The sequence below is a fragment of the Pseudomonas sp. WJP1 genome (assembly GCF_028471945.1).
In the GTDB taxonomy this organism is placed as follows: Bacteria; Pseudomonadota; Gammaproteobacteria; order Pseudomonadales; family Pseudomonadaceae; genus Aquipseudomonas.
In genome coordinates, this window is sequence record NZ_CP110128.1 from 5,035,291 (window position 1) to 5,055,221 (window position 19,931).

Genomic DNA, 19,931 nt, shown 5'->3' on the forward strand with positions numbered 1-19,931 from the left:
TATGCCCTGGGTCTTGAGTGATTCAATAACCCTTTGGCTTGTGAGGCTGATCCTATGGGGTTACATTAAATAACTCAAATTCATATTTTTTATGCTTTGGATAACCAGCTGGAATACTGATATGGACCTGGCCAACCTCAATGCCTTTATCGCCATCGCCGAGACCGGAAGCTTCTCCGGTGCGGGCGAACGCTTGCATCTGACGCAGCCAGCGATCAGCAAGCGCATCGCCGGGCTGGAGCAGCAATTGAAGGTGCGACTGTTCGATCGGCTGGGCCGCGAAGTCGGCCTGACCGAGGCCGGCCGTGCCCTGCTGCCCCGGGCCTACCAGATTCTGAATGTCCTTGATGATACGCGCCGCGCCCTGACCAACCTCACCGGGGAGGTGACCGGTCGTCTGACCCTGGCCACCAGTCACCACATCGGCCTGCACCGTTTGCCGCCTTTATTAAGGGAGTTCACCCGGCGCTACCCCGAGGTGGCGCTGGACATCCAGTTTCTCGATTCCGAGGTGGCCTACGAGGAAATCCTCCATGGTCGGGCGGAACTGGCGGTCATCACCCTGGCGCCGGAACCCCACGCCCTGGTCAAGGCCACTCCAGTGTGGGACGACCCGCTGGACTTCGTGGTGGCCCCGGAGCATTCGTTGCTCAACAACGGCAAGGTCAGCCTCGCGGACATCGCCCGACACCCGGCGGTGTTCCCCGGCGGCAATACCTTTACCCACCACATCGTCCAGCGCCTGTTCGAAGCCCAGGGCCTGACGCCGAACATCGCCATGAGCACCAATTACCTGGAAACCATCAAGATGATGGTGTCGATCGGCCTGGCCTGGAGCGTCTTGCCACGCACCATGCTCGATGACCAGGTTGCGCGAATACCTTTACCGGGCATACAACTGACTCGCCAGCTAGGCTATATCCTGCACACGGAAAGGACGCTATCGAATGCAGCACGGGCCTTCATGGCCTTGCTGGATGCTCAAATCGATCTGCCAGGGACTCAAGGCTGACTTGTGCTACTCCTATAGAGCCCGAATTTCTGTACCCGATACCCAATTCAGCTCAAGGCTTGCCAATGCCGAAATCTGTTGACCGTATTCCGCCGATGCCGCGCATCCAGGCGCTTGACCCGAAAAGCTCCGAACAAAGCTGGGAAAGTGCCTCGCAATTGCTGGCCGCGCTCAACGGCGCGCGCCTGGGCGCGTGGTATTGGGATATCGAGCGTGGGCAGATCAGCTGGTCCCGGGGCACGCAGGCGCTGTTTGGCTTCGATCCCCGGCAACCGTTGCCGGCCGACCTGGAATACCTCGACCTGTTGCCTGTCGAAGATCGGGCAAAGACCCTTCGCGCCTTCCATGCCGTGATCGCTGGCGCGCCGCTGGAGCAAGCGATGCACCACCGCGTTCGCTGGCCCGACGGTAGCCTGCATTGGCTGGAGATCAGCGGCAGCCTGCTGCCGGACAAGCACGGCCGTCCACGCATGATTGGCGTGATCCGCGAAATCACCCACCAACGCCTGCGCGAACAGGCGCTGAGCAGCTCGGAGAAACGCTTCGCGACGCTGTTCCACCTGTGCCCGAACATGGTCCTGCTGACGCGCCAGGATGATGGCCTGATCACCGAAGCCAACCAGTATTTCGAAAGCCTGTTCGGCTGGCCGGTGCAGGACGCGATTGGCCGCACCACGCTGGAACTGGGCCTCTGGGTGCACCCCGAGCAACGCGCGCAACTGGTCAAGGCCACCAAGGCCAAGGGCGAACTGACCAGCATGGAAGTGCAGTTTCGTGCCAGCAACGGGCAGATCCACGATGGCATCCTCAGTGCACAAAAGGTCGAACTCGAAGGCCAGCCCTACCTGCTGAGCACCTTCCTCGACACCACCGAACGCAAAGCCGCCGAACACGCCCTCAAGGACAGCCAGGAGCGCCTCGACCTGGCCCTGGACTCGGCGCAGCTGGGCACCTGGGACTGGCACATTCCCAGCGGCATGCTGTATGGCTCGGCCCGCGCCGCCCAGTTGCACGGCATGGATCCCATCCCGTTCCATGAATCGTTCGACGATTTTTTCGAAGGCGTGCCCGGCGAAGAACGCGACACGATGCGCGATGCCTACCGCAGCCTGCGCGAAGGTCCGGCCGGCAACTATCAGCTGACCTATCGGGTGCAAATGCCGGACGGCAGCTCACGCTACCTGGAGAGCCGCGCCCGCCTCTACCGCGATGAAAACGGCGTGCCCCTGCGCATGGCCGGCACCCTGCTCGACATCACCGACCAGGTCGAGCGCGAACAACGCCTGGTGGCCTCCGAAGAGAAATTCGCCACCCTGTTCCAGGTCAGCCCGGACCCGATCTGCGTGACGCGCCAGGACACCGGGCAGTTCATCGAGATCAACTCCAGCTTCACCCAGACCTTTGGCTGGAGCGCCGCCGATGTGATCGGGCGCAGCGCCGACGAAATCGGCCTGTGGGACGCTTCGGCAAAAAGCCTGCAGCGGATCGAACAGGTGATCCGCGAACAAGGCCTGAACAATGTGGCGATCCTCGTCCAGCACAAGGACGGGCAGTCGCTGACCTGCGTGATTTCCAGTCGTCAGATCAGCGTCAGCGAACAGCCGTGCATCGTCACCACCTTGCGCGACATCACCCAACAGCAACGCTCGGAAGCGGCGCTCAAGGCCAGCGAGGAGAAGTTCGCCAAGGCCTTCCACTCAAGCCCGGACGCCATCACCATCACTGAACGCGATACCGGACGCTACCTGGAGGTCAACGACGGGTTCTGCCGCCTGACCGGCTACCGCGCCGACGAAGTGATCGGCCGTACCGTGTACCAGGTCGGGATCTGGGCCGAAGAGAAACAGCGCTCGGCGCTGCTGGCCGAACTGCAGATCAAGGGCCGGGTACATCACCAGGAAATGCTCGGGCGCAACAAGCGCGGCGAGTTGCTGACCGTGGAGGTGTCGGTGGAACCGATCACCCTCAACGAGACCGCGTGCCTGCTCTTGACCGCACGGGACGTAAGCCTGCTGAAAAACGCCGAGGCGCAGATCCGCCACCTGGCCTACCACGACCCGCTGACCAACCTGCCCAACCGCGCATTGCTGATGGATCGCCTGAGCCAGCAGATCGCCCTGCTCAAGCGCCACAACCTGCGCGGCGCGTTGATGTTCCTCGACCTCGACCACTTCAAGCACATCAACGACTCCCTCGGCCATCCGGTGGGCGATACGGTGCTGAAAATCATCACCGCGCGCCTGGAAGCCAGCGTGCGCATGGAAGACACCGTCGCGCGCCTGGGCGGGGATGAGTTCGTGGTGCTGCTCAGCGGCCTCGAAGGTTCGCGCAACGAGGTCAGCGACCAGGTCTGCGAACTGGCCGATACCATTCGTGAGCTGCTGTCGGAACCTATGTTCCTCGACGGTCAGCGCCTGCAGGTGACGCCGAGCATTGGCATTGCCTTGATTCCCGACCACGGTGCCACGCCGACCGACCTGCTCAAGCGTGCCGATATCGCCCTTTATCGCGCCAAGGATTCAGGGCGCAATACCGCACAGATGTACCACAACACCATGCAGAAGGCCGCGAGCGAACGCCTGCGCATGGAAACCGACCTGCGCCTGGCGCTTTCACGAGGTGAGTTTCGCGTGCATTACCAACCCCAGGTGGACGCCCGGGATAACCGCATTGTCGGTGCCGAAGCGCTGGTGCGCTGGAACCATCCGGAACTTGGCGCGCAGTCGCCCACCGAGTTCATCAAGGTATTGGAAGACAGCGGGTTGATCCTCGAGGTGGGCACCTGGATCGTCGACGAAGCCTGCCAGGCCTTCAGGCAACTGATCGCCGATGGCCGGGTGGACCCGCTGCAATTCAGCCTGTGCGTCAACATCAGCCCACGCCAGTTCCGCCAGAACGACTTCGTCGAGCGCATCGAAAACAGCCTCGCCACCTACGGCCTGCCCAGCTCGCTGCTGAAACTGGAAATCACCGAAGGCATCGTCATCCAGAACCTGGAAGACACCATCAACAAGATGCTGCGCCTGAAAAAACTCGGCGTGAGCTTTGCCATGGACGATTTCGGTACCGGCTACTCTTCGCTGACCTACCTCAAGCGCCTGCCGGTCGACACCCTGAAAATCGACCAGTCGTTCATTCGCGACGCCACCACCGACCCCAACGATGCCGAGATCATCCGCGCCATCGTCGCCATGGCCCGCAGCCTCGGGCTGGAGATCATTGCCGAAGGGGTGGAGAACTCGGAACAGCTTGAGTTTTTGCAGGGCCTGGGCTGCCATCTCTATCAGGGGTACCTGCATAGCCGGCCATTGCCGGTGGAGGAGCTGCAAAAGCTCCTGTAAGAGCGAGCCTGCTCGCGATGGTCGTCAACGATAACGCGGGGAGCCTGACACCCCGCGACACTCTCAGGTTCATCGCGAGCATGCTCGCTCCTACAAATCCCCACCTTCGATTCAATCCCCCTTTCCTACACGTATTCCGGAAACGTCTGATTTACGCCTGACACCTTCGTATTGAACCCTTGTGCTGCAGATCGCCAACAGACAAGGAGTTGCAGCAATGGCTAGGGGATATTTCATTCGCAAGGGCGACAAGACCAGTTGCGGTGGCGAGGTGCTGGACACCGATACCCGCATCATGATGTATGGCTTCGCCCACGCTCGCGCCGGGGATCCGGTTTCCTGTGGCAAGAACGACGAAACCTATGAAATCGAGGGTGGTATCTCGTTCATGGACAGTCACGGCAGGCTGGTGGCGGGGTCGTTGGACAGCCGCAGCGGCTGTCCCTGCAAGGCCGGGCTTATCCCCTCGTTTACCACCGCCACCTATGAGTCCAGACAGGGAGCTGCGCCGCCAGCCGCAAGGAGTGCCCCTCCACAGGCGACCGCGCCAGTTGCCCCCAGCAATCCGGTCGCGCCGCAACAATCCGCTTCCACTTCAGCGCGGGCACCCTCACCGACGCTCAGCGAACGGCCAGGGACGGCCTGCGAAAACCTGTGGCGCGGCTACCAGCAAAGGGTCGAAAACGTCGTGGCGCCGGGAGGCAAGCTAATCGCCGACCCCAAGGCGCGCAACAAGGCGATCAATGCCGCCTACGCCCAGCTGTGGCGCCACGACCCGCGATTCCAGTGGGCCGGGTTGGCGGCGTTCGCTTCGAAACAGGTGGGCTGTGGATTGCTGCACGCGGCCGACACGATCGAGAAAATTCAGGCGGAAGAAGAGACGATACAGCAACTGAGGGACAGTGCCAGACAAGGATTGAGAGGTTTGCTCAGCCCCAGTGAGCGGGAAAAGCGCGCGACCATTCGGGCGTTCGAGCAGCGTCAACGCGAGTACGAAGAGGCCAACCGGGACAACCCGGTGTGGGGCTTCACCCATTGGGGTGCCGACAGCCCCTTGACCTACTCGCAACGGATGTACCGGTTTGTGTACGAAATGCTGGCCATGGGGAATACCACGCTGTTCCTGGATGTGTATCCGTTGCATGTGTTCTACCGGGAGCGGGGGCTGGAGGCGCTGAAGGATTGCCTAGCTGCACGGAAAAACATCTATGGGAGTGGTCAGCATCCGGTGCTGTGGCCCGTTGGGCAGGAAACACTAAGATTCGGAATTAACCACAAGGAAATCGTCCTGGCCTTCGAGGCGATCGAGGCGATCGAGGCGGGTAACATCGCCGAAAGTGTTGAGCATCTGGCCAAGCACGAACAGCAGAATATTCTGCAACCAGCGATGTACGACGACAGCGGTCTGAAATGGTTATTGCGCGGTAATCATGCCTCCTACGTCACTAACATCCCCTCCGGCGCCGCTCAGGCCATCGAGCTGACGCTGGCCAGCCATTGCCGTCCAAGCGAAGACGGACGCACCATTGGTTTCGGCAGCAATCCCTTTGCCAACCTGGCTGACATCGAACGGCGCATGGCCTTTGTGCTCAAAGCCGCGGCGCAGTTTGACGATTTGCTGCACAGCGACCAGCGCGACCAGATTGAGCAATCGATTCGGGATATCGCCTGGGGTGGAGGCGTGCGGTGAGCCTGATCCAACGCATGGGCTGGCGACGCGGTGTGTTGGCACTGGCGATCGCAGCCCTCCTGACGTCAGCCGCGATTCGAGTACTCTCGGATGACCCGGAAATCGCCCTGTTGATTGGCGAACCTTACGAGTCCATGCGCCAGCGCTCCAGCGCTAGTATTGGCCCAGCCATTGCGGGGCACTCCTGGTTCAGTGTTCCCAAATCTGATGCCCGTCTGCGCTTCGTAGATTCTGAGTTTGGATTTGTGACCCCGCAGGCCCGTTTCTTCACGGTGGGTTTTGGACGCGATGGTCGGATCGACGGTGTCCGCATGTCTCCGCAAGTTGAGCCGCTATTACTCAATGACACCCTCAAGGTCGTGCTAGATCTGCAAGAGCAATGGCGTAAAGCCGGCTGGGTACCCATCCGCGTAGAAGAAGATCCACCCTTCGCTGACACTCCAGAATGGCGTGCCCAACTGCGCGACGTGAACAAGGGGGGCACCTCCTACTGGCATGCAGGCACCCAGTATCAAGTGATGCTGGTGGTCAATCGCTTCAAGGATTACAGGCACCCCACCGAGGAGCGCTATCTCATCACCCTTTCACTGGCCACACCATGGACGAATCCCTGACTTCCTTTATCGCGACAAGATCACTCACCGGAAGCAGTCGCCAAATCCATCCCCGGATGCCATCTACACTCAGTAACCATATCGCCTCCCCCGAGACCTCACTAACGTGCCCAGCATCTACCAGATCAAACCTGCATTCCAAAACCTCCTGCGCCCCCTGGTCCGGCGCTTGTTCGCCAAGGGCACCACCGCCAACCAGGTCACCCTGCTGGCCGGCATCGGCTCGATACTGGTGGGCGTGGTGGTCGCAGGTTTCGTGAGTCACCCCTGGGTGTTCGTGCTGGTACCGATCTGGATGCTGGTGCGCATGGCGCTCAACGCCATCGACGGCATGCTGGCTCGAGAGTTCGACCAGCAGTCGCGCCTGGGGGCCTATCTCAACGAGTTGTGCGACATCACCGCCGACTGTGCCTTGATCCTGCCCTTTGCCCTGCTTCCCGGTGTCAGCCTGTGGCTGGTGCTGCTGGTGACCTTGCTCGCCTTGTTCAGCGAGTACAGCGGCGTGCTGGGGCCGATGGTCGGGGCTTCGCGGCGCTATGACGGGCCCATGGGCAAAAGTGATCGGGCTTTCGTGCTGGGGGTCGTGGCCGCCGGCATCGTACCGGGCTGGATCAGCCCGTTCTGGATCAACACGGTGTTCGCGATCATCGCGATGCTGCTGGTTTACACCATGGTCAACCGGGTCCGCCAGGGCCTCAGGGAAGTACACATCGACAGCTCTTCAGCCTAAGGAAATGGCAATGCGCGAAGCACAGCAACAGACATTTACCACCCACGACGGCGTGCAGTTGTTCTACCGCCACTGGCCCGGCAGCCCTGAACCGGGAACGCCACGCCAGGCCGTACTGTTGTTTCACCGTGGCCATGAACACTCCGGGCGCATTGCCCATCTGGTGGATGAACTGGAGCTGCCCGGCTTTGATTTCTTCGCCTGGGATGCCCGGGGCCATGGCCTCTCGCCGGGCGCCCGGGGCGACAGCCCCAGCTTTGCCACCAGCGTGTGGGACGTACAGACCTTCTGCGAGCACCTGAGCGCGGTTTACGGTATCAATGAAGAAAATATGGCGGTGATCGCCCAAAGCGTCGGCGCGGTAATCGTCGCCACCTGGGCCCACGATTACGCGCCGCGCATACGTGCGCTGGTGCTGGCGTCACCGGCGTTCAAGGTCAAGCTCTATGTGCCCTTCGCTCGCCAGGGGTTGGCGCTGATGCGCCGGTGGCTCGGCAACTTTTTCGTCAACAGCTACGTCAAGGCGCGCTTTCTCAGCCATGACCCGCAGCGTGTCGCCAGCTACGACAACGACCCGCTGATCACCAACGCCATTTCAGTCAATGTCCTGCTCGGTCTCTACGAGGCCGCCGACCGAGTGGTGGCCGATGCCCAGGCCATCGCGATCCCCACTCAGATGCTGATCTCCGGTGCCGACTTCGTCGTGCATCGCCAACCCCAGGAACAGTTCTTCGAGCGCCTGGGCACTGTGCACAAGGAAAAACATGTCTTGCCGGGGTTCTTCCACGACACCCTGGGTGAAAAGAACCGTGGACATGCCGTCGCCAGCGCACGTCGCTTCATCCTGCAGAACTTCGCACAGCCCACTGAACGCCCTTGCCTGCTGGCCGCCGATCGCCTGGGCCTGACCTGCGCCGAATCCGAATCACTGGCCGCGCCGCTGCCGCGCAACTCCCTGCGCGATCTGTATTGGCGCATGACCCGCGCCAGCATGCGCCTGGGCAGCCAACTGTCGTCCGGGATCAAGCTAGGCTTCGACACAGGCTTCGACTCCGGGAGCACCCTGGACTACGTCTATCGCAACACCGCCACGGGCACCTCGGGTGTCGGCCGCCTGATCGACCGCAATTACCTCGACTCCATCGGCTGGCGCGGCATTCGCCAACGCAAGCTGCACGTCGAAGAACTGCTGCGCCTGGCGATGCAGCAATTACGCGACCAGGGTCGCGAAGTGCGCATCGTCGACATCGCCGCCGGACACGGACGCTACATTCTCGAAGCCTTGCAGGGCGTCAGCCCGTTACCCGAATCGATTCTGTTGCGCGACTACAGCGATATCAACGTACGTGACGGCAGCGCGCTGATCCGGGAAAAAGGCCTGGAAGGGATCGCACGATTCGTCAAGGGCGATGCCTTCGACCGTGCCGATCTGGCCGCGCTGGAGCCCAAACCGACCCTGGCGGTGGTCTCCGGACTCTACGAATTGTTCGCCGACAACCAAATGGTCAGCGCATCCCTGGCCGGCCTGGCCGAAGCCGTGGAACCTGGCGGGTACCTGGTCTACACCGGTCAACCCTGGCACCCGCAGCTGGAACTGATCGCCCGCGCCTTGACCAGCCACCGTGAAGGCCAGGCCTGGGTCATGCGCCGGCGCACCCAGGCGGAAATGGATCAACTGGTGGAGGTCGCCGGATTTCGCAAGGTCGGCATGCGCGTCGACGAGTGGGGGATTTTCAGCGTGGCTCTCGCGCAACGGGTGTCGTGATGCCATACACCGCAACAACCGCACGCGAGCCCGGCTTGCTCAAGCCCGCAGTGCTCTGGCTGCTGCTCCTGGCGCCCTTGTTTTTCGGCACCTACGGCTTCGCCACCTGGGTCACCACCCAACGCGACGATGTCGGCAGCCTGGTCTTCGGCTGGGAAACCCACATGCCGTTCTGGGCCTGGAGCATCGTGCCGTACTGGTCCATCGACTTGCTGTACGGTCTGTCCCTGTTGTTGCCCACCAGTCGCGTGGAGCTCAGGCGCCACGCCTTGCGCCTGCTGACCGCGCAACTCATTGCGGTCAGTTGCTTTCTGATCTGGCCGTTGCGCTTCACCTTCGCCCGGCCGGAACTGGATGGTGTATTTGGTTGGCTGTTCGACGTACTGGCTGGTTTCGACAAGCCGTTCAATCAGGCGCCATCGCTGCACATTGCGTTGTTGGTCATCCTGTGGACCTGCTATCACCGGCACTTGCAGGGCTTCTGGCGCGGATTGATGGATGTCTGGTTTACCCTGATCGGGCTCTCGGTTCTGACCACTTACCAACACCACTTCATTGACCTGCCTACCGGTGCGTTGCTTGGCTGGCTGTGTGTCTGGCTGTGGCCGCTGGAGGAACCGGGGCCTCTGCACGGCGCCCGACTGGCAACCGCGAAAAAACGCTGGCAACTGGCGTTGTATTACCTGTTGGGGGCTGCAGCTTTCGCCGTCCCGGCCTTTCACTTCGGCGGCGCTTGGCTGTGGCTGGCCTGGCCGGCATCGGCCTTGCTGCTGGTATCGCTCAACTACGCCGTCCTGGACGCAGGAGGCTTTCAGAAGCGCGCCGATGGACGCCTGTCCCCCGCCGCGCGCTGGTTGCTGGCGCCATACCTGGCGGCCGCCTGGCTCAACTCGCGCCTGTGGACCCGCAACAATCCGCTGCCAGACCAAGTACTCGATGACGTCTGGCTCGGGCGCATACCGACGCGCCGGGAACTCGAGAGCAGTAACTTCACCGCGGTGTTCGACCTGTGTGCCGAACTGTCGCTCGATCCTGGCGCCGTCGCCTACCGTACGCTGCCTATCCTGGACCTGACCGCCCCCACCACCGCGCAATGCCAGGAAGCCGCATTGGCCATCGAAAGCCTGCGCCAGCACGGGCCGCTCCTGGTCTGCTGCGCCCTGGGCTATTCGCGCAGCGCCACCGCCGTAGCCGCCTGGCTGTTGCATACCGGGCGGGCCAGCAGTGTCGCCGAAGCCTTTTTGTTGATCCAGCGCGCACGCCCGGGGATTGTCCTGGGGCCGCGTCACCGAGAGGCGCTGGGGCCGCTGGCGACCCACACGGAGACGCGCAGTGTCCATTGATATGCAATTACAGACGACAGCCAGCCTGTTGCGTCGCGGCGACTCACTGGATCGACTCTCCAACGGCCTCACCCTGCTGGGCGCCCTGCTCGGCCTGAGCCAATTCGTAATTCCCGGACTGGGGTGTTGGGGCCTGGTCTGCAGCAGTGGGCTGCTGGTGCTCGGTCTGTGGCAAAAGTACTGGGCGCTGCGGGTTGCCTTCGACGCCGAGCTGTTCCGGCACCTTGCCAACCCTGCCGAAGACCTCCCTCAGCGCACCCAAGCCCTGGACCAGGCACTGGCGGCCCTGGGCCTGCAACCCGCCGACCGCGGCGGCCGCCCCTGGAACGAGCGCATCGCCGGCGCACTGAGATTGTTACGCCGCCAGGCGCTGCTGGTGGCAGCACAACTGTTATTGACGCTGGCTTTCATCCTGGCCGGCCCCTGGCTGTCCATTGCTGGATAAGGAGTTCCCATGCTCGAACCCGTGGTTGCCACCCTCATCACCTCGGCCGCGCGCATCCTGACCGGCGCACGCAGTTTGTGGCTCGGCTGTGCGCCGGAACCGGTACAACGCATCTACTTCGCCAACCACAGCAGCCATGGCGATTTCGTCCTGCTGTGGGCCTCGCTGCCGCCAACCCTGCGCACCATCACCCGGCCCGTGGCAGGCTCCGACTACTGGCTGAAAAGCGCGCTGCGGCGCTACATCATCAACCAGGTGTTCAACGGCGTGCTGGTTGACCGTGAACGCAAGGAACCCGCCGACAACCCCTTGCAGCCGATGCTCGACGCCCTGGAAAACGGCGACTCGCTGATCATCTTTCCCGAAGGCACGCGCAACCCCGATGAGGGTTTGCTGCCGTTCAAGAGCGGGCTGTACCATTTGGCAAGGCAGTATCCCCAGGCGCAGTTGATCCCGGTGTGGATCGCCAACCTCAACCGCGTCATGCCCAAGGGGCGGGTCCTGCCGCTGCCGTTGTTATGCACCATCAGCTTTGGCGCTGCGCTGACCCTGGGCGAAGACGAAAGCAAGACGCACTTTCTCGAACGCAGTCGCGACGCGCTGCTGAGCCTGGCCGGGGAGCATGCCTGACATGGATAGACAGACCTTGATGTTGTTCGGCGGGATTGGCGCGTTTCTGCTGCTGGCCTCGGCGATTGGTTGGGTGCTCAAGCGCCGCAGCCAAGGCAGCCCCAACCCGGTGATCGACAATCTCAACGCGCGGATCAACGCCTGGTGGGTGATGGTCCTGGTGATCGGGATCGCCTTCTGGCTCGGCACCACCGCGGTGATCCTGCTGTTCTACACCGTATCCTTCTACGCCCTGCGCGAATTCATGACCCTCACGCCCACCCGCCGCAGCGACTACCCGGCATTGGTCGCGGCCTTCTACCTGGCGCTGCCGCTGCAGTACCTGCTGATTTACTACGACTGGTACGGGCTGTTCTCGATCTTCATTCCGGTCTACGTGTTCCTGCTCCTGCCGATCCTGGCGTCCCTGGGCGGTGACAGCACGCACTTCCTCGAACGCGCCTCGAAAGTCCAGTGGGGCCTGATGATCGCGGTATTCTGCGTATCCCATGTCCCCGCCCTGCTGACCCTGGACATCGCCGGTTATGAGGGGCGAAACCTGCTGCTGATCGCCTATCTGGTGATCGTGGTGCAGATGTCGGATGTGCTGCAGTACGTGTGCGGCAAATTGTTCGGCAAACGCAAGATCGCCCCGAACCTGTCGCCGTCCAAGACCGTGGAAGGTTTTGTCGGCGGCATCCTGCTGGCCTCGCTGATTGGCTGCGCCTTGTGGTGGATCACGCCGTTCACCGCCTGGCAGTCGCTGCTCATAGCGCTGCTGATCAACCTGCTGGGGTTCGCCGGCGGCATCGTGATGTCGGCGATCAAGCGCGACCGTGGGGTGAAGGATTGGGGGCATATGATCGAGGGTCATGGCGGCATGCTCGATCGCCTGGACTCGGTGTGTTTTGCTGCGCCGATCTTCTTTCATCTGGTTCGGTATGGGTGGACCTGATTGCATTGATCCCAGCCACATGAGCGGACTAGCAGTTCTGATAGTGGGCAAAAACTGAAAAGGCGCCGATGCTTTAGGTTCAGCTTTATGGACCTTGATCGGAGCTCAGCCAATGCCCATATCACCTCGCCCGAATCTGCTATGCAGTTACCGCTATGACGCCCTGGATCGATCTATCGATTGGGCGCCGATTGGGCAAGCAAGCATTCAGCGTTTTCACTGCAAAGAGCGCTTGGCCACTGAAATCCAGGACTCAGTCAAGCATAGTATTTTTCAGCATGAGGACCAGGTGTTGGGGCAACAGCAGCATATGGACGACAAAATCGACATCACTCTGCTGACAACCGACCTGCAAGGGTCGGTATTGAATGCTCTCGACACGCACCGACCAAATCCCATTGCTTATACGCCCTATGGCCATCGCCGACCCGGCAGCGGATTGCTTAGTCTGCTTGGGTTTAACGGCGAACGGCCCGATCCGGTGACCGGGCATTATCATTTGGGGCATGGGTATCGGCAGTTCAATCCGGTGTTGATGCGATTTAACAGCCCGGACAGTTTGAGTCCGTTTGGAAAGGGCGGGTTGAATTCTTATGTTTATTGCGGCGGAAATCCAGTTAATCGTGTGGATCCGAGCGGGCATAAACACAAGCTTCTCAAAGGATTAAAAACAAAATTCCGTAAAAGCACTAACGATTCAATGTCGCCCACCACCGAAGATCTGATAAATACACACGCACAAAACCTATCAAATAAAAATAACAAATCAAACAGAATGTCAATGCGTGAACGCATGACTAGCGAAACGTATTACTATGGGGACGACATGTTAATACGCATAAAACAAAAGCAAGAGCTTAAATCCACAACAAAAAAACAAAAATATGAATGGGAGTCCGCTCTCGAATTAGCTAGATCACAGCTGGAGGAAATGCTCGACACATTGAAAGACATGACTCACCTTTACAAAAATGATGCTGCTATTCTGAAGACACAGAAGCAATGGCAAAACTTCCATTCGGAAGTACTGAAAACTCAATCACATTTTTCTAGTATTCCAATGCACCGATTTGAGCGCCCTTCTTCAGGAGCAACAACTCGAGAGGCAGCAACGAATATACGGAATTCCACCAAAGAAAAAATGGACTAAAAGAGAATAAAAAGTGAGTAAAGACAGTAAAGGAGACCGACAGTAAAGGAGACAGATTTATTTTACTCTATAAAAAGGGCGCCTGATGGCGCCCTCTTCCTGCTCTTACTTAATGTTGCAGAGCCGGCTTTTGCGTTCCGTTGATCGGGATGCGCTTGGCTTTCGCCTCTTCCGGAACAACCCGCAACAGGTCGATGCTCAACAGACCGTTGCGCAAGTCCGCGGCCTTGATTTCGATGTGATCGGCCAGGCGAAACGACAGCTTGAACGCACGCTGGGCAATGCCCTGGTGCAGGAAGGTCACACCTTCATTGGCGTCGCGTTTGCCGCCACTGATGGTCAGCACGCCCTTCTCGACTTGCAGGTCCAGGTCTTCTTCCTGGAAGCCGGCCGCCGCCACGACGATGCGGTATTGGTCGTCACCGTGTTTCTCGACGTTGTAGGGTGGGTAGGTGCTGCCTGGCTCGTTGCGCAGGGCGGTTTCGAACAGATCGTTGAAACGGTCGAAGCCTACCGAGGAACGGAACAGTGGGGCCAGGGAAAATGCGGTACTCATGGTTCAAATCTCCTGAAAACAATCAGCAAGGTTTTTGTCTCCGCGACCCGAATTCGGCATCGCGTAACCCTTAGATAGGGACCGCTGATTGGTTTTCAAGAGATTTTCCGCAGATTTTTTCAGGCCGCTTCAGCCACCTGCAGACCCAACAAACGTGAGACCTGATCCAGTTCAGTCTCACGGCGCAGGACGGTGAACAGCTCTACCGCCTCCGGATAATTGCGGGTCAACATCGCCAGCCACTGCTTCAAGCGACCCGGCGATTGGCGTGCTGTCATCTGCGCCTTGGCTTGCAGCCAGAAGTCCTGGATGAGCGGCAACAGTTCGGCCCAGGTCATCTCGACGACTTCTTCACCGGCCTTCGCCGCTGCGATTTGCCGGGCGAGATCCGGGCGCGAAACCAGGCCACGACCGAGCATGATGTCTTCCACGCCACTGATTTCCCGGCAACGGCGCCAGTCTTCGACGCTCCAGATATCGCCGTTGGCGAACACCGGCACCTTGACCACGTCCTGTACGCGCGGGATCCACTCCCAATGGGCGGGTGGCTTGTAGCCGTCGGTCTTGGTCCGTGCGTGGACCACGATATGCTCGGCGCCGCCTTCAGCCAGGGCCGTGGCGCAGACCAGCGAACCGTCCGGGCTATCAAAGCCCAGGCGCATCTTGGCCGTTACCGGGATGTGCGCCGGAACGGCGCGACGGACATGCTCGACGATCTGGTTGAGCAGCTCAGGCTCCTTGAGCAGCACGGCACCGCCCCGGGACTTGTTGACCGTCTTGGCCGGGCAGCCGAAATTGAGGTCGATCACCTCAGAGCCCAGCTCGCACGCCAGCGCGGCGTTTTCCGCCAGGCACACTGGATCGGAACCCAGCAGCTGTACGCGCAGTGGCACACCAGAGGCAGTCCGGGCACCGTTCAGCAGCTCCGGGCCGAATTTATGGAAATAGGCAGGCGTGAGCAGTTGGTCGTTGACCCGAATGAACTCGGTCACGCACCAATCAATACCGCCCACTCGGGTCAGCACGTCGCGCAGGATATCGTCGACCAACCCCTCCATGGGTGCCAAGGCAATTTGCATGAAAAACACACTCAACGAAAAACGTGCGGCAGTTTACTGGTTTCGGCGTGCAGAAGGTATTTCGTCAGACCGGATGGTGGCGTTTGTGCGGACGTCTTCGCTGTAGGAGCGAGGCTTGCCCGCGAAGAGGCCCGTTCGGACAATCAGATCGTGAGCTGCAACGCAGGCCCGTAACCTTCGATGAATTCCGCAGGCATGCGCTTGGGCTTGCCCGTGGACAGCTCGATGCAAACGAACGTGGTTTGCGCGCGCAGCAAGGTCGAGTTGTCGCTGGGGCGCTTCAGCTGGAAATGCCGGGTCATCCGCAGGCGCTGGTCCCAATCGACGATCCAGGTCGCCAACTGCAGCTCGTCGCCTTCATAGGCGGCCGCCAGGTAATCGATCTCGTGCCGCACCACCGCCATCGCCCGGTCCAGCCGCCGATATTCGACCAGATCCAGGCCGAGGCGCTGGGAGTGGCGCCAGGCACAGCGTTCGAGCCAGGTCACGTACACCGCGTTATTGGCGTGCCCCAGCCCGTCGATGTCTTCGGCGCCCACTTGCAGATCAATGATAAACGGCGTTGCCCGATCCCAGCCCATGCCCCACTCCCCGGTCAGATTGATTCGACCCGGGCAGTGTAACGGATGCTCAGGCCGATTGGCGCGATTGCAGGCTGCGACCGGCCAGCAGTGATAACACGCCATCAATCACCCGCGGGTCGGCCAGCACCCGCTGATGACCGCCTTCCTGCAGACGCAGCAGGCGACTGTCGAACCAGGCTTCGTGGATCAGCTGCGATTCCTTGACCGGGACATGGGTGTCATCTTCGGCATGCACGATCAGGCCAGGCATGTCGAGCTGGTAGTGCGCGACATCCAGCATCGCCGCGCGCATGCCGACGTCAGTCTCGACCTGGCGGATGAACGCCGAACGGGCTTTCGGGGGCAACCCCACATAGCGTGCGAAACCGCGCAATACCCCGAGAATCCGCGCCGGGGCGGCGATGCTGACCAGGGTTTCGGTGCGCAGGCCCAATTGCACGGCGAGCATGGCACTGGCACCGCCCATCGAGTGGCCGATGACCGCTTGCAGCGGCGGCAACTCGGCGGCAGCTTCAAGCATGGCACGGGCGAACAGCACGACATTCGCCTCACGCCCGGGCGAGCGACCGTGCGCCGGGCCGTCCAGGGCGACAACCGAATAACCGGCATCGACCAGCGCCGTGATCAGGCTGGCAAACTGCGTGGGCCGGCCTTCCCAGCCGTGCATCAGCAACACTGCCGGGCCTTGCCCCCAGCGCAAGGCCGAGAGGCCGAAACGCAAAGTGATTCGTTCGGATTTGGCCAGCAGCGGCAATTCCCAATCACGCGGTGGAAAATCGCGCGGAGTCATGAACGCCAGCCGCATTTTGCTCGCCACCAGCTTGGGGGCGAACCAGCCCAAGGTGCCATTAACGCCACGAACCCACTTCAACGTGCTCATCGCATTCTCCCCAGGCCGCAGCCTTCAGGTCAACGCACCGCCGACTTGGCCGCGCGCAGCAAACGATCGGATAAATCACCGGGGCCCAGCGCCCGTGCCAGCGCCAGGCCGCCCACCATCAAGGCCAGATCGGCCAGGGCTTTGTCGGTGTCTTCAGGACTGGCCGCCAACTGCGCGACCATCAGTTCCATGTGCTCATTCAGGGCGATTCGAAACGCCTCAGGCAGGCGTCCGAGTTCACCGATCGAGGCCGGGATCGGGCACGCAGATTCGCTGGAATCACGGTGTTTGCGTGACAGATAAAACGCAGCGACCAACGCGCGACGCTCTTCACCGGTCAATTGGGCATCCATGTCGGCAATCAGGTCACGGCGGTGACCCAGCAACTGCTTGAACGCTTCGAGCATCATGGCGTCCTTGCTTTCGAAGTGCGCATAAAAGCCGCCGACGGTCAGGCCGGCTGCGCCCATCACTTCGCCAACGCTTGGCTCGGCCGGACCGCGCTGGATCAGCGCGGCGCTGGCAGCCTTGAGGATGCGTTCGCGGGTTTGAGCTTTTTTATCGTTCATCGTTGCCTCCGAATATTACGACTAGAATATTATTCTCATAATAATTTTCTGCAAGTCGTGGATGTGACCGCTGGTCTGAAGAACAGTTTGGGAGAAAGGGGGAGATTTGGCCAAACGCCAGACAAACAAAAGGGCCATTCAATAATTGAATGACCCTTATAAAATCCCGCAGAGCGGGTAATCGTGGCGTCCCCTAGGGGACTCGAACCCCTGTTACCGCCGTGAAAGGGCGGTGTCCTAGGCCACTAGACGAAGGGGACGCAAACCCTTCTATACACTGATCAGCGCTGAGAACTGATCGATTCAAGGCCGGTGTGGCCAGACCTTGAACTGTAAAATTGGTGGAGCTAAGCGGGATCGAACCGCTGACCTCCTGCATGCCATGCAGGCGCTCTCCCAGCTGAGCTATAGCCCCAGATTTTTCGCCTCGCGGCGGAGCGACATCTTGCAACATCGCTTCTGTAAAACTGGCGTCCCCTAGGGGACTCGAACCCCTGTTACCGCCGTGAAAGGGCGGTGTCCTAGGCCACTAGACGAAGGGGACGCAAACCCTTCTATACAACTGATCAGTGCTGAGTACTGATCGATTCAAAGTCGGCGTGGCCAGACCTTGAACTGTAAATTGGTGGAGCTAGACGGGATCGAACCGTCGACCTCTTGCATGCCATGCAAGCGCTCTCCCAGCTGAGCTATAGCCCCTCATCGTTGATGTTGCCGTTGGCTTCATCGCTGAGGACGGGGCGAATCTTAAGGGCGTATCGAAAGTCTGTCAAACTTATTTTTCAAAAAATTTAAAATTTTTTGCCGACATAACAATCACTTACCGCCCTCCCCCCGAAAAATCGGGAGTCTGAGGACCACTGCGCGCCCAACGACAGGCGTGCGCAATGGCCATCAGTCCGTCATCAAGCGTGTCAGGCGATAGCGCCCAACAGCTTTTCCCACTCCTTGTTTTCTTTCTTCGACACGCCGCCCAGCAGGTCGATCGCCTGGCGCAGACGGAAACGGGTCAGGTCCGGCCCGAGGATTTCCATCGCATCGAGCACCGACACCGAGCTGGCCTGGCCGGTGATCGCGGCGAACATCAGCGGCATGGCGTCACGCAGCTTCAGCTCCAGGGATTCGACCACCGCCTGAATGGTCGCGGTGATGCTGTCCTTCTCCCACTGGCGCAGGCTTTCGAGCTTCCACAGGATCAACTGCATCAACTGGCGAACCTGATCACCCGAGAGCTTCTTCGATTCGAACAGCTTGGCGTCCGGATTCACCCCACCGGCAAAGAAGAACCCGGCCAGCGGTGCGACCTGGCTGAAGGTCTCGACGCGGCCCTGCACGTGCGGCGCGATCTTCATCATGTATTCAGCGTTGAACGCCCACTTCTGCACGCGCGCGGCGAATTCTTCCACCGGCAGGTCACGCAACCACTGGCCATTGAGCCACGACAGCTTCTCGATGTCGAAAATCGGCCCGCCGAGGGAGACGCGCTTGAGGTCGAAGTTATCGACCATTTCCTGCAGCGAGAACTTCTCGCGCTCGTCCGGCATCGACCAGCCCATGCGGCCCAGGTAGTTGAGCATGGCTTCGGGCATGAAGCCCATGCGCTCGTAGAAGGTCACCGAGGTCGGGTTCTTGCGCTTGGACAGCTTGCTCTTGTCCGGGTTACGCAGCAGCGGCATGTAGCACAGCTCCGGTTGTTCCCAGCCGAAGTATTCGTACAAGAGGATCAGTTTCGGCGCCGACGGCAGCCACTCTTCGCCGCGCAGCACGTGGGTGATGCCCATCAGGTGGTCATCGACCACGTTGGCCAGGAAGTACGTCGGCAGGCCGTCGGTCTTCATCAGGACTTGCATGTCCATGCGGTCCCAAGGAATTTCCACGTCGCCACGCAGCATGTCCGGTACCACGCAAACGCCTTCGCTCGGGACTTTCATGCGGATCACGTGAGGTTCGCCAGCGGCCAGGCGGCGCGCCACTTCTTCCTTGGACAGCAACAGCGCACGGCCGTCGTAACGTGGGGTTTCGCCACGGGCCATTTGCTCGGCGCGCATCTGGTCCAGCTCTTCGGCGGTGCAGAAGCACGGGAAGGCGTGACCCAGGTCGACCAGCTGCTGGCAGTACTTCTGATAGATCTCGCCGCGCTCGCTCTGACGGTATGGACCGTGCGGGCCACCAACGTCCGGGCCTTCGCTCCAGTCGATACCCAGCCAGCGCAGGGCGTCGAAAATCTGCTGTTCGGACTCGCGGGTCGAACGCAGCTGGTCGGTGTCTTCGATCCGCAGGATGAACTCACCGCCGTGCTGCTTGGCAAAGCAGTAGTTGAACAGTGCGATGTAAGCGGTACCTACGTGGGGGTCCCCGGTAGGCGATGGCGCGATGCGCGTGCGGACGGTGGTCATGGCAAGTCTCGAAAAGAAGATCAAACAAAGGGCGAATGGTAACAGGCGACACCCGCCCCGCTCCAGTGAACAGGGCATTTAAGCCAAGTTTGCGCCTACAACGCCTGTATGCCGTGGTGAATGGCCGAATATCAGCCGATGGCATTTACCGTTTATCGGCTGTATGCCAGATTCACCTGCTGATAACTTTCCTTACATATTCTCGACTACAGT

17 protein-coding genes and 4 tRNA genes are annotated in these 19,931 nt (G+C 60.5%); 11 read left to right on the plus strand and 10 right to left on the minus strand.

Annotation, left to right across the window (positions count from 1 at the left end):
- The first annotated feature begins 121 nt into the window (after window positions 1–121).
- The 11 genes from OH720_RS22675 (at window position 122) to OH720_RS22725 (ending at window position 13,654) form a co-directional block, all read left to right on the plus strand.
- Complete coding sequence (locus tag OH720_RS22675) at window positions 122–1,012, plus strand: LysR family transcriptional regulator (protein ID WP_008056358.1); 891 nt, start codon at window positions 122–124, stop codon at window positions 1,010–1,012.
- 65 nt (window positions 1,013–1,077) lie between these two features.
- Window positions 1,078–4,353 carry a PAS domain S-box protein gene (locus OH720_RS22680; protein WP_272602978.1) on the plus strand — a complete coding sequence of 1,092 codons (3,276 nt, stop codon included), beginning with the start codon at window positions 1,078–1,080 and terminating at the stop codon, window positions 4,351–4,353.
- A gap of 217 nt (window positions 4,354–4,570) precedes the next feature.
- On the plus strand, window positions 4,571–6,043 hold the full coding sequence (locus OH720_RS22685) for a PAAR domain-containing protein (RefSeq protein WP_272606503.1): 1,473 nt from the start codon (window positions 4,571–4,573) through the stop codon (window positions 6,041–6,043).
- Window positions 6,040–6,657, plus strand: a complete 618-nt coding sequence (locus tag OH720_RS22690) for a hypothetical protein (protein ID WP_272602979.1) — start codon at window positions 6,040–6,042, stop codon at window positions 6,655–6,657. The genes OH720_RS22685 and OH720_RS22690 overlap by 4 nt, the downstream gene beginning before the upstream one ends.
- Window positions 6,658–6,763: 106 nt before the next feature.
- A complete protein-coding gene (locus OH720_RS22695) occupies window positions 6,764–7,387 on the plus strand; it encodes a CDP-alcohol phosphatidyltransferase family protein (protein ID WP_272602980.1) in 624 nt (207 codons plus the stop codon).
- Window positions 7,388–7,397: 10 nt separating this feature from the next.
- Window positions 7,398–9,152, plus strand: coding sequence for a bifunctional alpha/beta hydrolase/class I SAM-dependent methyltransferase (locus tag OH720_RS22700; RefSeq protein ID WP_272602981.1), 1,755 nt, complete (start codon window positions 7,398–7,400; stop codon window positions 9,150–9,152).
- Entirely contained in the window at window positions 9,152–10,495 is a 1,344-nt protein-coding gene (locus OH720_RS22705) for a phosphatase PAP2/dual specificity phosphatase family protein (protein WP_272602982.1), read from the plus strand. The genes OH720_RS22700 and OH720_RS22705 overlap by 1 nt, the downstream gene beginning before the upstream one ends.
- Window positions 10,485–10,940 (plus strand): hypothetical protein, encoded by a 456-nt coding sequence (locus OH720_RS22710; protein WP_272602983.1) that lies wholly within the window; start codon window positions 10,485–10,487, stop codon window positions 10,938–10,940. Before OH720_RS22705 ends, OH720_RS22710 begins: the two co-directional genes overlap by 11 nt.
- A 9-nt stretch (window positions 10,941–10,949) precedes the next feature.
- On the plus strand, window positions 10,950–11,570 hold the full coding sequence (locus tag OH720_RS22715; RefSeq protein ID WP_272602984.1) for a lysophospholipid acyltransferase family protein: 621 nt from the start codon (window positions 10,950–10,952) through the stop codon (window positions 11,568–11,570).
- Window position 11,571: 1 nt separating this feature from the next.
- Complete coding sequence (locus OH720_RS22720; RefSeq protein WP_008056340.1) at window positions 11,572–12,504, plus strand: phosphatidate cytidylyltransferase; 933 nt, start codon at window positions 11,572–11,574, stop codon at window positions 12,502–12,504.
- A 112-nt stretch (window positions 12,505–12,616) separates the two neighbouring features.
- Window positions 12,617–13,654 carry an RHS repeat-associated core domain-containing protein gene (locus tag OH720_RS22725; protein WP_272602985.1) on the plus strand — a complete coding sequence of 346 codons (1,038 nt, stop codon included), beginning with the start codon at window positions 12,617–12,619 and terminating at the stop codon, window positions 13,652–13,654.
- 109 nt (window positions 13,655–13,763) lie between these two features.
- On the opposite strand, the gene OH720_RS22730 is transcribed toward OH720_RS22725, so the two are convergent.
- The 10 genes from OH720_RS22730 to gltX all read right to left on the minus strand — a co-directional run bounded on the left by OH720_RS22730 (window position 13,764) and on the right by gltX (window position 19,718).
- Window positions 13,764–14,210 carry an Hsp20 family protein gene (locus OH720_RS22730; protein WP_046817890.1) on the minus strand — a complete coding sequence of 149 codons (447 nt, stop codon included), beginning with the start codon at window positions 14,208–14,210 and terminating at the stop codon, window positions 13,764–13,766.
- A gap of 119 nt (window positions 14,211–14,329) precedes the next feature.
- Window positions 14,330–15,289, minus strand: coding sequence for a tRNA dihydrouridine synthase (locus OH720_RS22735; protein WP_008056335.1), 960 nt, complete (start codon window positions 15,287–15,289; stop codon window positions 14,330–14,332).
- A 143-nt stretch (window positions 15,290–15,432) separates the two neighbouring features.
- Window positions 15,433–15,870, minus strand: coding sequence for an acyl-CoA thioesterase (locus OH720_RS22740; protein ID WP_180203522.1), 438 nt, complete (start codon window positions 15,868–15,870; stop codon window positions 15,433–15,435).
- A 49-nt stretch (window positions 15,871–15,919) separates the two neighbouring features.
- Window positions 15,920–16,753, minus strand: coding sequence for an alpha/beta fold hydrolase (locus OH720_RS22745; protein ID WP_008056331.1), 834 nt, complete (start codon window positions 16,751–16,753; stop codon window positions 15,920–15,922).
- A gap of 29 nt (window positions 16,754–16,782) precedes the next feature.
- Window positions 16,783–17,322 (minus strand): TetR/AcrR family transcriptional regulator, encoded by a 540-nt coding sequence (locus OH720_RS22750; protein WP_008056330.1) that lies wholly within the window; start codon window positions 17,320–17,322, stop codon window positions 16,783–16,785.
- 184 nt (window positions 17,323–17,506) lie between these two features.
- A tRNA-Glu gene (locus OH720_RS22755) sits at window positions 17,507–17,582 on the minus strand.
- Between the two features lie 79 nt (window positions 17,583–17,661).
- Window positions 17,662–17,737, minus strand: a tRNA-Ala gene (locus OH720_RS22760).
- Between the two features lie 53 nt (window positions 17,738–17,790).
- A tRNA-Glu gene (locus tag OH720_RS22765) sits at window positions 17,791–17,866 on the minus strand.
- Window positions 17,867–17,945: 79 nt separating this feature from the next.
- Window positions 17,946–18,021 (minus strand) — tRNA-Ala (locus OH720_RS22770).
- A 215-nt stretch (window positions 18,022–18,236) separates the two neighbouring features.
- Window positions 18,237–19,718, minus strand: coding sequence for a glutamate--tRNA ligase (gltX, locus tag OH720_RS22775; RefSeq protein WP_008056328.1), 1,482 nt, complete (start codon window positions 19,716–19,718; stop codon window positions 18,237–18,239).
- Between the last annotated feature and the right edge of the window lie 213 nt (window positions 19,719–19,931).

What these genes read in the sequence shown, in the direction of transcription:
- OH720_RS22675 (WP_008056358.1), top strand. Translation starts at nt 122, where the DNA reads ATGGACCTGGCCAACCTCAATGCCTTTATCGCCATCGCCGAGACCGGA.
- OH720_RS22680 (WP_272602978.1), top strand. Translation starts at nt 1,078, where the DNA reads ATGCCGAAATCTGTTGACCGTATTCCGCCGATGCCGCGCATCCAGGCG.
- OH720_RS22685 (WP_272606503.1), top strand. Translation starts at nt 4,571, where the DNA reads ATGGCTAGGGGATATTTCATTCGCAAGGGCGACAAGACCAGTTGCGGT.
- OH720_RS22700 (WP_272602981.1), top strand. Translation starts at nt 7,398, where the DNA reads ATGCGCGAAGCACAGCAACAGACATTTACCACCCACGACGGCGTGCAG.
- OH720_RS22705 (WP_272602982.1), top strand. Translation starts at nt 9,152, where the DNA reads ATGCCATACACCGCAACAACCGCACGCGAGCCCGGCTTGCTCAAGCCC.
- OH720_RS22715 (WP_272602984.1), top strand. Translation starts at nt 10,950, where the DNA reads ATGCTCGAACCCGTGGTTGCCACCCTCATCACCTCGGCCGCGCGCATC.
- OH720_RS22720 (WP_008056340.1), top strand. Translation starts at nt 11,572, where the DNA reads ATGGATAGACAGACCTTGATGTTGTTCGGCGGGATTGGCGCGTTTCTG.
- OH720_RS22725 (WP_272602985.1), top strand. Translation starts at nt 12,617, where the DNA reads ATGCCCATATCACCTCGCCCGAATCTGCTATGCAGTTACCGCTATGAC.
- OH720_RS22730 (WP_046817890.1), bottom strand. Translation starts at nt 14,210, where the DNA reads ATGAGTACCGCATTTTCCCTGGCCCCACTGTTCCGTTCCTCGGTAGGC.
- OH720_RS22735 (WP_008056335.1), bottom strand. Translation starts at nt 15,289, where the DNA reads ATGCAAATTGCCTTGGCACCCATGGAGGGGTTGGTCGACGATATCCTG.
- OH720_RS22740 (WP_180203522.1), bottom strand. Translation starts at nt 15,870, where the DNA reads ATGGGCTGGGATCGGGCAACGCCGTTTATCATTGATCTGCAAGTGGGC.
- OH720_RS22745 (WP_008056331.1), bottom strand. Translation starts at nt 16,753, where the DNA reads ATGAGCACGTTGAAGTGGGTTCGTGGCGTTAATGGCACCTTGGGCTGG.
- OH720_RS22750 (WP_008056330.1), bottom strand. Translation starts at nt 17,322, where the DNA reads ATGAACGATAAAAAAGCTCAAACCCGCGAACGCATCCTCAAGGCTGCC.
- gltX (WP_008056328.1), bottom strand. Translation starts at nt 19,718, where the DNA reads ATGACCACCGTCCGCACGCGCATCGCGCCATCGCCTACCGGGGACCCC.